Origin of the sequence: Sediminibacterium sp. (assembly GCF_030695065.1) — a bacterium.
In the GTDB taxonomy this organism is placed as follows: domain Bacteria; phylum Bacteroidota; class Bacteroidia; order Chitinophagales; family Chitinophagaceae; genus Sediminibacterium.
This window is the reverse complement of sequence record NZ_JAUYTR010000011.1, coordinates 97,312-113,140: the sequence shown is the minus strand read 5'-3', so window position 1 is coordinate 113,140 and position 15,829 is coordinate 97,312. Positions and strand designations below refer to the sequence as shown.

The window sequence follows — 15,829 nt, the reverse complement described above, 5'->3', positions numbered from 1 at the left end:
TTCTAACAATTTCCAAATAAGTTTTTTAAAACTAAGCATGATTTTACTTAATAGCAGACCGTTTTTTAACGGTATATGATTTCGGTAAACTTATATGATTGATAATGAAGTGGTTAATGCTGAGTTGGTTTTAAATCAATTCCTACTTCCAATTGAATTAAATCAAAAAAATTATATATTTAGTCTATTCCCCAATTAGCTACTACAATATATCATCTAACTATATATTAAGTAATTATGAAAAAACTACTATTTTATTTAGCATTACTCTTAATTGTTAAATCAAACATAGTCTTCTCACAGTTCCATGAAGAAGAATGTATTTATGGTAACTGCAAAAATGGTTTCGGTATTCTTGCCATTAAAGGCAATAAATTTGTGAATTCGCCTGCTCCTTTTCATGTAAAAAATATTGTTATTAACGATCCTGGAACTTACTATTATTATTATAAAGTGGGTCAATTTGAAAAGAAGGAATTAAATGGTATGGGTTATAAATTGAGTGTTCCAGGTTCTTTTAATGCCCAAGGTTCTCACGCTTGGTTAATTAATATGGTAAAGCAAAACTTAATTGATTCAATTGCTAGTTCGTGTATTTGGTATGAAAAAGGAACATACTCCAATGGATTACTCAATGGAAAAGGGTTTCAAATGATGAAAGAAGTATTTATAACAGAAGCTGATTTTGTAGCAGGAAAAACAAAAGGATCGTCTTATAGTATTCGATCGTCTCGAAATGGATTTTTTAAAGTTGATAAGGATCTTAAAACGAACAAATACAAAATACTAGTTGGTAGACAATTATATGGTACTATAAACAACAATTTTTGTACTGATTGTCAAGAAACGGAATACACTGGTAATATTCAAGGTACTTCAATAGCAAGAAGAATGAACTTAGATTTTTTAAATGGCTGGATTGTAAAGGATTATGGTGTTGATGCTAAATCTGGTTATCTTAAAAATGTTGATCCCTTCCGAGTTCTATATGTTGGAAATGTAGAATTATTTAGAATTCCTACTGTAGAGCAATCTTTGAATGTAAAAGAAGTGATTTTAGCTAATGGCGCAAAGTATACTGGTGAAGTGGATGAAAAGGGTAGACCTTTTGGATTTGGTATTTTACAGTTATATGACTCTGGCTCAAAATGGTTTTATGAGGGTTTTGTTGATAATGAAAAACCCGAAGGTTGGGGTATTATAAGATTAGAAGATGATCAATACGAAGATCTGAATGTGATCATGGGTGGTTTTTTTGTTAATGGAATCATTCGAAACGGTGCACTAATTAAACCAGAAGGGGTTAATGAAAAAGTACTTATCAGTTTTCGTGGTTCGGATGATAAATCTATCAAAATATATAGCGAAATATTTAAGGATATAGTGAATGGATACTACTCAAAAAGTATTTTTTCTTTTGATGAAAAACTCAAGCGTTGGTTTATTAAGCGTGAAGAATTTGGTGAAAAAGTAAATGGTTACCCCAAAGACGTATGGGTTAGTTTAGGAAAAACCATAGCTGAAACTAGAAAACAGAGAATTGTCACAAATGGATTTATTGATTCCAAAGATTTAACAATTGGGGATGTAGTGGTTGTAAATGGAATGGCTAGTCTTGTAATGAGTGTGTCTGGTTCAATTTATTTTAAATTAAAAAACAACACAACTATTACCATGCTCTCTGGTTCAAAAGTTCAGCTGTCGAAACATAATTCTTCTGCATTTATTCAAACCTGCAACAAATGCAAAGGAAGTGGAATGGAAAGCTTCACTTATCAAAGACCTCCAACAGAAAAAGTTATTGTTAATACGAGATATGAAACTGAAGTATTAGATTATACAACTTGGAGAAAAACCATTACTGAAACCAAAACTTATATACAAACATACCCAACTGAACAAAGGTCTCGCCCCTGTACCGAATGCAATGCAAAAGGTACTTCACATGATGTAAATGAAATAGTAGAGTAACGCTTAGGTTAGGAATAAGTATCCTTACCCCCCATTTGCTTTACGGAAAAAATTATACATTTAGTGCCTACTCAATATTGCGCGCCTTCAGTATAAGATTAATTAAGAATGTCTAGATTAAAAGCATTTAGGGAACAAAAGAATCTAACTCAAGAAGAGTTATCAGAAAAATCAGGCATTTCGGCAAGAACAATACAGCGAATTGAAACTGGTAAGGAACCCAAGGGCTTTACGCTTAGAGCTTTAGCAAAAGCATTAGAAATAGGGGAGGATAAACTTCGCACAAATAAGATAGATTATGCTGAACCTGAATTAAATGATACTGAGCAAAAGGATCTTATACCTGTTGAAATAGATATTATTAATTATTCTTATTTGAAGCTTATAAACCTGTCTTCTATTCCATTTATCATTCTGCCCCCATTGAATATTGTTGTTCCATTAGTTCTAATGCTAGCGTTGAAACAGAGAAACAGCTTAATAAAACAATTAATTTCAGTTCAAATAATATGGACAATTATTGCCCCCATCCTGTTCATTTTAGGAGTATTTTTAAAATTGGGTAATCAATTTACTATCTACTTTTTAGCCTTCATTGCAATAGCTAATGTGTATATCATTCTTAGGAATACACTTGAAATAGATAAAAATAAAAGGTTGTATTATAGGCTGAATTTCAATATTATATGATAATTGTCGGGTAATTGTCTAACTTTTGTCGTGCAGATTTTTAGGGTTTTGTGATTGAATTTTCAACCTTTGCGCAAATCAAAATTTATTGCGAAACAAAATTCAATTATGCAAAAGAGAATCACTTTAACCTTTATTATTGTCCTTATTGTTAGTACAGTTGGGATAACACAAGTTGACAGCAATTCAGCACTTTATAAAACGATTATAGCTAAAGACAGTTTGTTATTTAATGTTGGTTTCAACACCTGCGATATTTCTCAGTTTGAATACTTGATCAGTAATAAATTTGAGTTTTACCATGATAAGGACAGTATTTCATATAAAAAAGACTTTATATACAATTTAAGAAATGGCTTGTGTAAATCACCAAACAATTACCAATCAAGACGTGAATTGGTTAAAGAAAGTATAGAAATTTATCCTCTCTACAAAGGCAAAGTATTGTACGGAGCAATTCAATCTGGTAATCATAAATTCTATGAAAAAATTGCAGGAAAAAAAGAAACATATGCAAGTTCAGCTAAATTTACCCATATATGGCTCTTGGAAAATGGGGATTGGAAATTAACCAAAAGTTTAAGTTATGATCACCAAGATAACAATTCAGCCAACTTCTTTTCTTCAATTTTTGACAATGATACTAAAATTGAAAACTGGTTACATGAAAACAAAGTTCCTACATTAGGAATTGGCGTTATTAAAGATGGGAAATTGCAACAAGTAAAAGTGTTTGGTAATATTAAAAAGGATATGACCGCACCCTACAATACAATTTTTAATGTGGCTTCTTTAACAAAACCCATAACCGCAATAGTGACTTTAAAGTTGGTAAGTATGGGCAAGTGGAATTTAGATGAACCTATTTATAAGTATTGGATGGACCCAGATATTGCAAATGATAAAAATGCTAAAATTCTAACCACTAGGCATATTTTAAGCCACCAAACCGGATTTCCAAATTGGCGTGGAAATAACAAAGACGGAAAATTGCACTTTGAATTTTCACCTGGAACCAAATACCAATATTCAGGTGAAGGATTTGAATATTTGAGAGCTTCTTTAGAAGCAAAATTTCATAAGTCAATCAACCAATTAGCAACTGAGCTAATTTTTGTTCCATTGCAGATGACCGACACAAAGTACTTTTGGGACAAAAACACAGATAGTTCAAGATTCGCTATTGGGTACAATAATAATGGTATTGCATATGAAATAGAAAAAAATACAACTGCAAATGGAGCTGATAATTTATTAACAACTGTTGAAGATTATGGAAAATTCCTAGTGAGTGTGATGGATCGGGAAGGCTTGTCAGAAAAAGTATTTTCTGATATGATAGCGCCCCAAGTTGCAACAAAAAAAGATAAGTATTTTGGGCTTGGTTTTGAATTATATGATTTCGGAAATGGCGAATACGCTATTTCCCACGGAGGTGCAGATAAAGGTTGTCAAACAATCGTATTTATTTTTCCAAAATCAAAACAGGGATTAATTATTTTTACCAATGTAGATGATGGATACAAAGTTTACGAAAAGTTATTGCTTCATTACCTTGGAGAATACGGAGGAAAAATTATTGAAATTGAAACACGATAAGATTGTTATAAATTTAACAATTCATCCTTTTTTTATTGTTTAACTTCAAGTATCTTCTTGTAATTCACTTTGCAATATCCATTTTTCGGATAGTTTGAGCTTATTGCATTTTACAATAACCAATAAAAAAACTTGAAATCATGACTATAAAAGAACAATTGCAAAAACTGGCAACAGAAAAAAATACCCCTTGCGTAACTATTTCACTGAACACGCATCGAACGCATCCTGACAATGCACAAGATGTAGTTGTACTTAAAAACCTACTAAAAGAAGCTGAAGAGCGAGTAATTAATGAATTTGGCAAAAGACCAGTGATAAGTTTATTAGAAAAAATTAGTCAAATAGTTGATGAAATTGATGTAAACTATAATTTGGAAAGTTTACATATTTTTCTTTCGAACGATACTAAGGAAATGGTAAAATCCACTTGGGAAACCAGTAATGTAGGTGTTCATATTTCAAATAATTTCGCTATTCGCCCACTGATTAAAAATTATAATAGGAGTGAAAATTATTTAATAATGCTACTTTCCCAAAGTGGTGTTCAACTATTTGAAGCGGTTAATAATGAGATTATAAGAGAAGTTAAGAATGAAGACTTTCCGTTTGCTGAAAACGGTCATTATAATACCCATTCCGATAAAGGAAGTGATTCTAAGCATCTTGATGATTTAGTTCGTGAGTTTTTAAATAAGGTAGACAAAGCACTAGTTAAAGTGCATAATGAAACAAATTTAAAATGTGTTCTTATTGCTACTGAAGACAACTACAGTCGTTTACAGCAAGTAGCCGACCTGCCAGGCGTTTATTTAGGTTGTGCAAGTATTGATTATAATAATATTTTACCACACCATATTGCTAAGCAGTCTTGGGAATTAGTAAAAGAGCTACAAAAGAAACGCAGAACAGAAGCTATTGACGAAATGCAAGAAGCGGTATCTAGCGGAAAAGTTTTAACAGATTTACAAGAAATTTATCAGGCTTCTATTGATGGAAGAAGCGACTTGCTAATTGTTCACCACGATTTTTCACAATCTGTCATAATGCGAGATGACCGCACTTTTGATTTAATAGAAGACGCTTCAATACCAGATGCAATTGACGATATTACTAGTACGATTGCATGGGAAGTGATTTCAAAAAATGGCAGGGTGGTATTCACATCACAAGATGAGATTAAAAACCTAGGTAATATAGTACTTAAGTTGCGATACTAAAACAATTGCTAAAATGTTTTTTCTGTTATGTAATGTGTTTTATGAAGCTGTCTAGAATTTTAGCTTTTTTAGCTTGCATTTTTAATATTTAAAATTTAATTTAGTAGACTAGTAAACTTGATTGGAGATAGAATTAACTGGCATTTAGTGATTTATTATCCAAACCTGAAATATTACTATGAATATTGAAAAACTGAAATTGCTTGTTACTACCGTTCAGAAATTGTCATTGGCTAGAGATATTGAAACAATTACGGATGTAGTAAGAAAAGCTGCCAGAAGTTTAACTGGGGCTGATGGAGCAACTTTTGTTCTTAAAGATAATAACATGTGTTATTATGTAGATGAAGATGCTATTGAGCCATTATGGAAAGGCCAAAGATTTCAAATGACTGCTTGCATAAGTGGATGGACAATGATTAATAAAAAATGGGCTATTATAGAAGATATATATGAAGACTACAGAATACCTATTGAGGCGTACAGGCCTACTTTTGTCAAAAGTTTAGCAATGGTTCCAATTAGAACGATTGACCCAATTGGTGCTATTGGTAATTATTGGGGTAATAAACATTCCCCATCTCCAGAAGAGATGTTTATTTTGCAATCACTAGCAGATATAACTTCTGTTTCTATTGAAAATGTTTATGCATGCAATGAATTGACTGAACAAAATAAATCGCTTTATGACATAGCTTTTTTGCAATCACACCAAGTTAGAGTTCCTGTAGTTCAAATTCAAGGCTTATTCAATATTTTCAACTTCGAAGATCTTCAGCATCCAGATAATCCTGAAATATTTCGTAAATTAAAAACTGTTGCAGATTCGTTTGACGAGATTATAAAAGACATAACCAATATGACAAGCAAGCTCAAGTTTAATAAGCCCTAGTATACTTTAAAATACATGTCTCCTAATTAACAACTCAACTTAATGTTTTTCTTCAAAACTAGCAGGAATTGTTATCGTAAAAGTAGTGCCCTCATTTAGTTTGCTTTCAACAAGAATATTTCCGCCTAAAGATTCTATTTGTGTTTTGGTCATATGAAGCCCTAAACCTTTACCCTCTACATTTGTATTGAATCTTTTGTATAATCCAAAAATTGATTTACCATGTCTTTCCATATCAATTCCTATACCATTATCGCTAAATACTATTTGAAGTGCGCCCAATAATTTTGAAATTTTAATTTTGACTTCTAAATTTCGCTCTAGAGACTTGTATTTAATTGCGTTGCTAATTAAATTATAAAAAATACTTTCTATATAGCTTTTTGTACTTATAATTTTTTCTGATTCAGATTCAATATCAATACTAAAATGATTTAGCTTTTCTTCATGTTGAATATTCAACGTTTCAAAAACGCTACCAATAATTTCTAAGAGTGAAATATGGTCTTTTGTTTTGTTTATATCAGACTTTGAAGAAAGAATTAAATTTAAATCTGAGAGCACTTCATCTATTTTAAGTGTAGAGAAATGAATTGATTCAATTAATGATTTCTTTTCAATCTCTTCAATGTCATTGTTCTTAAGCAAATTGGCTAAACCTAAAACATTGGCAACCGGTGCTCTCAAGTTGTGCGAAACAATATAGTTGAATTGCATCATTTCATTGAATCTGTTTTTTATTTCTTCAACAGCCCTAGTTAAATCTTCCTGTTTTTTTATTAGTGCAAATTCATTTTCCTTTTTTTCTGTTATGATATTTCTTATTGAAAGATATTGTACTATTTTATGCCTTGTATCAAATACTGGTGTTATTACGGTATCTACCCAATAGTAGCTTCCGTCTTTCGCTTTATTCCTAATTTCACCCCTCCAGGTATCTCCAGACTTTAGCGTTGTCCACATTTCTATAAAAAAATAGTCGGAATGATATTTTGAATTTACTATTCTATGATTTTGACCAATTAATTCTTTTCGGGAGTATTTTGAGTATTTGCAAAATTGATCATTTGCAAATAGTATTTGACCTTTTGGATCTGTTATTGAGACCAAAGAACCGCTGTTCACCGCGTTTTGATAGGTGTTCAACATGGAGTTTAATTTACTAGATTCTCTTTCACTAGTAATATCTCTTATATACCCTTCAATATAAATTAATTTATCACCATCGTAAACGCCATTTGAAATTTCATTAACCCATTTTGTTTTACCCTTTCTGCAGAGTATTCTATATTCTGTATTGCAATTAGATTTTTCAGTTATTGCTTTGTCTGTATTCCGTTTCAATTTAAAAGTATCTTCTGGATGCAATAGTGCGTAAAAGGGTATATTCTGATTTAAACACAATTCAGCGGGGCTATATCCGGTTAATTCATTGCATCCATTTGAAACAAAAACAACAGTCCTGTCATCATCATTTAAACACCTAAAAAACATACCCGGAAGGTTGTTTAAAAGGTTTTGGCAAACTGAGTCGTTTAGGTCTAAGGATTCTTGAAAATTTTGCAACATTTGTTTAAATATTTACGACAATGTAGCAATATTGTTTAACAATAATAGTTGTTTAGCGAACTATTTTCTTTATTAAAAATTTATAATATTCAAATATTATTTTATAGAATACACTTATTATACATTTTTCTATTACATTAATCAAGCATGATGGCTAGTTTGTGTTTATTGCTAAATTGTGTCTGACTGCTGAACTTTCAAAAGAAAAAAATATGAATACCGTGTTCAATTCTACCAATAATAAACGCTTATACAGAAGTATTCTAGGGCTCATTTTTGTTGCAATAGTTGTTTATGGATTTGCCCAAGCCCCTACCTTTAATTACCCGGTATACAAGGGCAATGACTTAGGACTTACTTATGCGCCAGAAGCTTCCACTTTTAAAATCTGGGCGCCTACAGCAACAGCTGCTAGAATTAATTTGTACAAGACCGATTTAGGCGGCGTGTATGATTGCTCCGAGCAAATGAAAAAAGCAGCGAATGGTGTTTGGGTTGTCTCAATTCCACAAAACTTAAAAGACCAATACTATACATTCCAAGTGTTGAACAATAATAAATGGAGCGATGAAATAATTGACCCTTATGCAAAAGCTTGTGGTACCAATGGTGTTAGGGCACAAATAATCAATTTGAAAGAAACCAACCCAATTGGATGGGAGCAAGATCAATCTCCTAACTTTTCTAAGGGGAATAAACAAACAGATGCAGTGATTTACGAATTGCATATTCGGGATGCAAGTATTCATGCAAACAGTGGTATTAAAAACAAAGGGAAGTTTACAGGTCTTACAGAATTGGGTACCAAAAATAGTTCAGGAAAATCCACAGGACTTTCGCATTTAAAGGAATTGGGTGTTACGCATATACATTTGCTGCCTTTTTACGATTACAATTCAGTAGATGAAACCAAACCCAATCAATACAATTGGGGATATGATCCAGTCAATTATAATATTCCCGAAGGATCATACAGCACCAATCCTTCAGATGGTAAAGTGCGCATTAAAGAATTAAAAGAGTTGGTCAAAACCATGCACAGCAATGGGTTGAGAATCATAATGGATGTTGTTTATAATCATACTGCGTTAACTGCTAATTCTAATTTTAATATACTAGCACCTGATTACTATTATAGAAAACGTAATGATGGAACGTTCTCTGATGCAAGTGCATGTGGCAATGAAACAGCAAGTGACAAAGTAATGTTTCAACAATTCATGTTAGAAAGTGTATTGTACTGGGTAAAGGAATACCATATAGATGGATTTCGTTTTGACCTTATGGGTATACATGATATTGAAACCATGAATTTAATAGCAGATACTTTACGAAAAATAAAACCTTCTATTGTGTTATATGGAGAAGGATGGACTGCTGGTGGTTCTCCACTTCCCGAAGATAAAAGAGCCATCAAAAAGAATGCAACTGAGTTAAACGGCATTGCTGTTTTTAGTGACGATATGCGAGATGGTATAAAGGGTAGCGTATTTAATATTGATGATAGGGGTTTCGCAACAGGAAAATTGGCCAACAGCGAATCAGTGAAATTTGGCATTGTTGCAGCTGGCAAACATCCGCAAATAGATTACGCTAAAGTTAATTATTCCAAAGCTCCTTATACAGCCAGCCCTGCCGGTTTAATTAATTATGCAGATTGTCACGACAATAATATTTTGTGGGATAAGATTGCGCTTTCATATAAAGATGCTACTGAAATAGATCGAATTAAAATGCACGAATTGGCTTATGCCATTGTATTGACATCGCAGGGTACTCCCTTTTTAACTGCGGGCTCTGAATTTTTAAGAACAAAGAATGGAGTAGAGAATTCTTTTGATAAAGGCGACTTAGTAAATGGAATTAACTGGGATTTAAAGACCCGTAATGCTTCCACTTATCAATACATTCAAACGCTTGTTAAAATTAGAAGGGCACATCCTGCTTTCAGAATGACTTCGGCAAAACAAATAGCCAATCATTTGGGGTTTCATCATAATTTACCCGAGGGGATTATAGCTTATACGTTGAATGGGGCCGCTGTAGGGGATAGTTGGAAAAAAATATGGGTGGGCTTTAATGGCGCTCAAACGTCACAAACGCTCAGTCTTCCGGGAGGAAATTGGAAAATTGCTTCAATCAGCCATAAGTCATCAATGAACGGAAATCAATTAATTATTGATGGAAGTTCAGCAGTAATATTGTATCAATAATTGGTATATTTAATTCATAATTTTCCTTATGACACTTATAGCAATTTTCTTCCCTGCACTTTCCTTCTTTCTAAGGGGTAGAATTTTTACTGCTTTTATCTGTTTCATTTTACAAATCACTTTAATTGGATGGATTCCAGCAGCTATTTGGGCTGTAATATCTCTCCAAAATTCAAGAGCCGATAAACGCAACGAAAAGTTAATCAGGGCTGTAAAGTCAAAATAACCTTTTACAAACTCAACATGAAGCCACATTATTTAATTGTTTTTTTATTTACTATCATCTCCACTATACTATCCGCACAAGCTGATAAGAAATTACTGATTGAACACTTATCTGGAAACTTCTATGTTTATACCACTTATAATATATATCAAGACAGCAAAGTGCGTGCAAACGGAGTTTACTTAGTTACCAAAAAAGGAGTGGTATTATTTGATACGCCTTGGGATACAACCCAATTTCAACCTTTACTAGATAGTATTGCTACCAGACATAATAAAAAAGTAATCATGGCTTTTGCTACTCATTGGCATAGCGATAAAACCGCAGGGCTCGAGTATTATAAGCAGTTGGGAATAAAAACCTATACCACCCAGTTAACAGATTCTTTGAGTAAAAAGTACAATGCTAAGAGAGCCCAATTCTTAATGACTAAAGACACATCATTTTTAGTAGATCAATATCAATTTGAAACCTACTATCCTGGTGAAGGGCATACACAAGACAATATTGTTATTTGGTTTCCAAAGCAAAGGATTTTATTAGGGGGGTGTTTAATTAAAGGGGCCAAAGATGCCAATCTGGGCTATTTAGGCGATGGCAATACAAACGAATATGCTAATTCCCTTTTGAAGGTTCAGCAAAAATTCCCGAATCCCCAATTTATCATTACTACACATAGTGATTGGAGAGATATTAATTCTTTAAAGAACTCTATACAAATGGCAAAGCAACTTTTACCTGCTACTACAGAACTCCGCCACGTAGTTTTATTTGGCTGGAAAGAAGGAGCAGATAGTGCAGCAATAAAAAGCGCCATTAATGCATTTGGTGAATTGCCCAAACAAATTAGTAGTATAAAAAGCTATGAATGGGGAGTTAACAATAGTCCAGAAAAGTTAAACCAGGGTTTAACTCATTGTTTTGTGTTAACTTTTTCTAGCGAGAAAGACCGCGATGAATATTTAGTGCATCCTGCTCATGTGGCATTCACCAAATTGCTGCCCAATATTTTAGATAAGGTTACTGTATTAGATTATTGGATAAACAAGTAAAACTCTGTTCATGCGAAAATACTTATTCGCCCTTGCTGTATTAGTAAGCTTACATACATCTGTCCAATCTCAGCAAATCACCGTAAACGATTATAATAGGGCAGTTCAATTTATGTGGCCTAATCTCATCAATAAAAAAATATTCAATATTAGTACCACCCCATATTGGTTTGCGGATAGCACTGGTATGGCTTGGGTAAATCAAGATGCTCAAGCAAAAATATTTTATAAACTGCTTTGGAATAAATCACCTGAGCGATTATTTAATCACCAGCAAATTGTAAAGCTCTTATATGATTCACTAAAAATTACTGCAAATGAAAATGATTTACCCATCAATTTGATTTCAATACATGATGCAAACAATGCAACTATTGGAATAGCAGGTAGAACTTACCATATCAATTTTTTAACGTACACCTTAGCTAGAACAGCTACCAACAATCGCAACCCAATGGAATCTAAATCTCCAGATGGTAAATGGATTGCTTTTGTAAATAATTATAACTTGTTTGTAAAATCTTCAACTTCTGGTGAAATAAAGCAATTATCGAGCAATGGAAAAAAAGGTTTGGAATATGCCCTTCCATATGGTTGGAGTGATATTATAGAGGGTGAGAACGGAGATAGGCCTCAGCGCTTACAAGTGAGATGGTCGCCTGATTCTAAGTGGGTTCAAACCTATTTAGTTGATTTAACAAAAGGAGAGAAAATGTATTTGCTCGATTGGAGCGTAGACAGTTTATTCAAACCCAAACTGCTCTCATATTATCGAGCTTCTCCTGGTGACACCAATTTGGTGTATTATACTCCTGTATTTTTTGAAATAGCTACTGGAAAAATCATCCAAAGAGATATTGCCCGCAACACCCATACTTTCCCAACTAATTATGAATGGTCTAAACAGCCTGGAATAATTTACGAAATGAATAGAAAAAGAGGGTTTCAAGAACAGGAGCTGAATCTCATTAATCTAAATAGCAACACCGCACAACAATTGTATAGGGAAACCAGTAAAACCAATATTGATAATTTTAGCATTGACATTGTAGAAGATTGGGGAGAGGCTGTCATTACTTCTGAAAAAGAAGGATGGAAGCAGTTGTACTTGCTGAACTTAGCAACAGCTTCAATTAAACCCTTAACCAATGGGCAATACTACGTGAACACTTTTTTTATTAATAAGAAAACAAAAAACATTTTCTTTTTAGCATCTGGAAAAGAACACGGTAAAAATCCTTATCACCAATATTTTTATAGCATAGGGTTGGATGGGAAACCACCCGTATTACTGACCACTGAACATGCCAATCATGACATAGTATTATCTCCTAACGGAAAATATTTTCTTGATATCAGTTCTACTCATCAACAACCTAGTACTACTGTGTTAAGGTCTACTGCAGAGGGTAAGCTATTACAAATAATTAGCAAAGCCAATATAGACGCTTTAATGCAAATGGGATATCAATTTCCAGAAGAATTTGTAACCAAGGGAAGAGATGGTATTACCCCTATTTATACAGTGATACATAAGCCGTCGAATTTTGATCCTGCTAAAAAATATCCAGTAATTGATCAAACCTATTCAGGACCGCATACCAATATGTTTCCTCGCAATTTTAGTAGTAGCCTGAGCAGATCTAATCAGGCATTGGCAGAACTGGGATTTATTGTGGTTACCATAGATGGAATGGGAACTGCTGGTAGATCAAAAGCATTCCAATCTGTATCATACAAAAATATGGGGCAGAACCTGCTCGACCATCAAATTGCCATTAATGCAATGGGCCAAAAATATGTCTGGATAGATACCTCTCGAGTGGGCATATTTGGACATTCAGCTGGTGGATATGATGCAGGGCATGCGGTGTTAGCTTATCCAGATTTTTATAAAGTGGCTGTTGCTAGTTCGGCTGACCACGATTTTAGAATGGAAAAAGATTGGTGGCCCGAAATGTATATGGGTTGGCCTGTAGACAGTAGTTACCACTTGGCTTCTAATATTACCATGGCTCCTAATCTTAAAGGCAAATTACTTATTACGCATGGCGGCATTGATGAGAACGTAAATCCATCTGCTACTTTTAAATTGGCGGAGGCATTAATAAAAGCAGATAAAGAATTTGATATGTTGATTCTTCCTAGTCAACGCCATGGATATACTGGTATCTACAATGATTATTTTACCAAAAAGAAATGGAATTATTTTGTTGAACATTTATTGAATCAACAACCCATTTGGGATTTTAAGTGGAGATGAATCTGTATTAAGATTTTAACCAAAATATTTCTTGCATAAAATTTGATAAAAATTGATTTATTTTTTTTATTGTTTAAACTAATATAAATTAGCCCTGTTTTTTTATCAAATATCCTAAAATGAAATCCTTAGTAACTTTATTGCTCACTTTGAGCTTTGCTGTGTCTTTTTCTCAAACAAAATCAATTCCCAAGTTTGGTGTAGTTAAACCAGAAGATTTTTCTATTCAATCTACTTTGATCGATTCTTCCACCAGCGTAGTGGTACTCTTTGAAGTTGGAAGTTCAGATTTCATCGGTAATAATGATGGAGATTTTAGCTTAGTGTTTAAACGTCGTCAACGAATGTTAATTAAGAAAAGAACGGGATTTGATGACGCTACAATACAAATAGCATTGTATTCTGGAGGAAATTCTAGCTCAACTGAAATGTTATCAGATTTTAGAGCAGCTACTTACAATTTGGAAAACGGAAAAGTAAATGATGTAAAGCTTAGTCAAAAAGATTTACTAACTGAAAAAGAAAGCAGTTCAATTACGAATAAGAAATTCACATTTCCTGCTTTAACCGAAGGCTGTATAGTAGATTTTGAATACACAATAAAATCACCCTATTATACAAGATTAAAATCTTGGGCATTTCAGAGTGAAAATCCAGTTTTGTGGAGTCAGTATACAGTTTCGATACCGCCTATATTTGATTATTTAACAACTAAGAGAGGTTATTTGCCATTTACTGTGAATAGTGCTTCTACTAGGTTTAAAACTTACGTTATTAAGTTTCCATCTAATAATCCTTCAGATTTACCTGAGTATATTAATTTATCTGGTGAAGATGTAGTAAATACTTGGGCTATTGAAAACGTTCCTCCATTTAAAGCTGAAAATTACACATTCACTTCTTTTAATCATCTTACTAGAATTCAGTTTCATTTAAGGTCAATTAATTATTCAGAAACTAATCGCAAACAAGTTATCAAAGATTGGTATTCAACTGCCTATGATTTATTACAGGATGAGTCTTTTGCTAAAACATTAAATGAGCCTAATGAATGGATGAAAGAAAATTTAGATAAGTTAAGTCATATAGATCCAGTTCAAAAGGCCAAGAATATATTTACTTATGTTAGAGATAATTTTAGTTGCAATGATTATGATAACAAGTGGTTGACGCAAACGCTAAGAAAAACGTTCCAAACAAAAGTAGGTAGTGTTGGAGATGTTAATTTATTATTATGTGCAATGTTAAGAAAAGCAGGCGTTGAAGCTGTTCCTGTAATATTAAGCACTACAGATAATGGTAAAATAGATGAACGAATTGCACTTTTAACTCAATATAACTACGTTATAACAAGAACGAAAATAGGAGGGAATATTTATTATTTGGATGCTTCAAGACCCTATTTAGGATTTGCTATGTTGGCTCCAGATTGTTACAATGGACCAGCCAGAGTTATACAGCAAAGTCCAGAATCAGTTGATTTTATAACAGATTCTATTTCAGATGCTACTTTCACTAGCGTTTTGCTAATGAATGATAGTAGTGGAACTATTTCAGGTCATTATTATAACACACTTGGCAAGTTTAGTAGTATGACTTTAAGGAATAAACTTATAAAAAAGAGCGATGAAGAAATAAACAAGCAAGTAACTCAGGAATTTTCACAAGCATTTAATTTTTCTAACATTATAATTGATTCTTTACAACAATTTGATAATCCATTAACAGTTCAGTATGATTTGAAACTGAAAGATGAAGATTCAGATCAAGACATAATCTATTTCAACCCAATGTTAGCTGAGGGATATAAAAAGAATCCATTTAGTTTAACTGAACGTCAGCACCCAGTTGAAATGCCGTATAGATTGAATGAAACATATATGTTAACAATGGACATTCCGAAGGGTTATTCAGTAGAAGAATTACCAAAGAATACTAAAGTGCTTTTTAATGGAAGTGAGGGTGGATTTGAATATGTTATTGGAAAGACCGAAGGTAAAATTATGTTACGAAGTAAAATTTATTTCACTAAAGCAATTTTTACCCCAAAGGATTATGATGTACTTAGAAACTTTTTTGGTTATGTTGTTAAAAAGCATTCTGAACAAATTGTTTTTAAAAAGAACTAGTTGAT

At 32.9% G+C, this 15,829-nt stretch carries 11 protein-coding genes; 10 read left to right on the top strand and 1 reads right to left on the bottom strand.

Annotated elements, in window-relative coordinates:
- Positions 1-237 precede the first annotated feature (237 nt).
- From Q8S25_RS04360 to Q8S25_RS04340, 5 genes are all read left to right on the top strand, one after another.
- Positions 238-1,971 (top strand): hypothetical protein, encoded by a 1,734-nt coding sequence (locus Q8S25_RS04360; protein ID WP_305535213.1) that lies wholly within the window; start codon positions 238-240, stop codon positions 1,969-1,971.
- 108 nt (positions 1,972-2,079) lie between these two features.
- Positions 2,080-2,661, top strand: a complete 582-nt coding sequence (locus Q8S25_RS04355; protein ID WP_305535211.1) for a helix-turn-helix domain-containing protein — start codon at positions 2,080-2,082, stop codon at positions 2,659-2,661.
- A gap of 108 nt (positions 2,662-2,769) precedes the next feature.
- Complete coding sequence (locus Q8S25_RS04350) at positions 2,770-4,260, top strand: serine hydrolase (protein WP_305535209.1); 1,491 nt, start codon at positions 2,770-2,772, stop codon at positions 4,258-4,260.
- 140 nt (positions 4,261-4,400) lie between these two features.
- Positions 4,401-5,480: a hypothetical protein gene (locus Q8S25_RS04345; RefSeq protein ID WP_305535207.1), complete on the top strand. Its 1,080-nt coding sequence runs from the start codon at positions 4,401-4,403 to the stop codon at positions 5,478-5,480.
- Positions 5,481-5,658: 178 nt separating this feature from the next.
- A complete protein-coding gene (locus Q8S25_RS04340; RefSeq protein WP_305535205.1) occupies positions 5,659-6,372 on the top strand; it encodes a GAF domain-containing protein in 714 nt (237 codons plus the stop codon).
- Between the two features lie 39 nt (positions 6,373-6,411).
- Here Q8S25_RS04340 and Q8S25_RS04335 read toward each other — a convergent pair whose 3' ends face one another.
- Positions 6,412-7,866, bottom strand: a complete 1,455-nt coding sequence (locus Q8S25_RS04335) for a PAS domain-containing sensor histidine kinase (RefSeq protein WP_305535203.1) — start codon at positions 7,864-7,866, stop codon at positions 6,412-6,414.
- 287 nt (positions 7,867-8,153) lie between these two features.
- Here Q8S25_RS04335 and pulA point away from each other — a divergent pair, with 287 nt between their 5' ends.
- The 5 genes from pulA (at position 8,154) to Q8S25_RS04310 (ending at position 15,824) form a co-directional block, all read left to right on the top strand.
- Complete coding sequence (gene pulA, locus Q8S25_RS04330; RefSeq protein ID WP_305535201.1) at positions 8,154-10,154, top strand: type I pullulanase; 2,001 nt, start codon at positions 8,154-8,156, stop codon at positions 10,152-10,154.
- A gap of 28 nt (positions 10,155-10,182) precedes the next feature.
- Positions 10,183-10,380: a YqaE/Pmp3 family membrane protein gene (locus Q8S25_RS04325; protein ID WP_305535199.1), complete on the top strand. Its 198-nt coding sequence runs from the start codon at positions 10,183-10,185 to the stop codon at positions 10,378-10,380.
- 17 nt (positions 10,381-10,397) lie between these two features.
- Complete coding sequence (gene bla, locus Q8S25_RS04320) at positions 10,398-11,432, top strand: BlaB/IND/MUS family subclass B1 metallo-beta-lactamase (protein ID WP_305535197.1); 1,035 nt, start codon at positions 10,398-10,400, stop codon at positions 11,430-11,432.
- A 10-nt stretch (positions 11,433-11,442) separates the two neighbouring features.
- Positions 11,443-13,695, top strand: coding sequence for a prolyl oligopeptidase family serine peptidase (locus Q8S25_RS04315; RefSeq protein WP_305535195.1), 2,253 nt, complete (start codon positions 11,443-11,445; stop codon positions 13,693-13,695).
- A 119-nt stretch (positions 13,696-13,814) separates the two neighbouring features.
- Positions 13,815-15,824, top strand: a complete 2,010-nt coding sequence (locus Q8S25_RS04310) for a DUF3857 domain-containing protein (protein WP_305535193.1) — start codon at positions 13,815-13,817, stop codon at positions 15,822-15,824.
- The last annotated feature ends 5 nt before the right edge of the window (positions 15,825-15,829 follow it).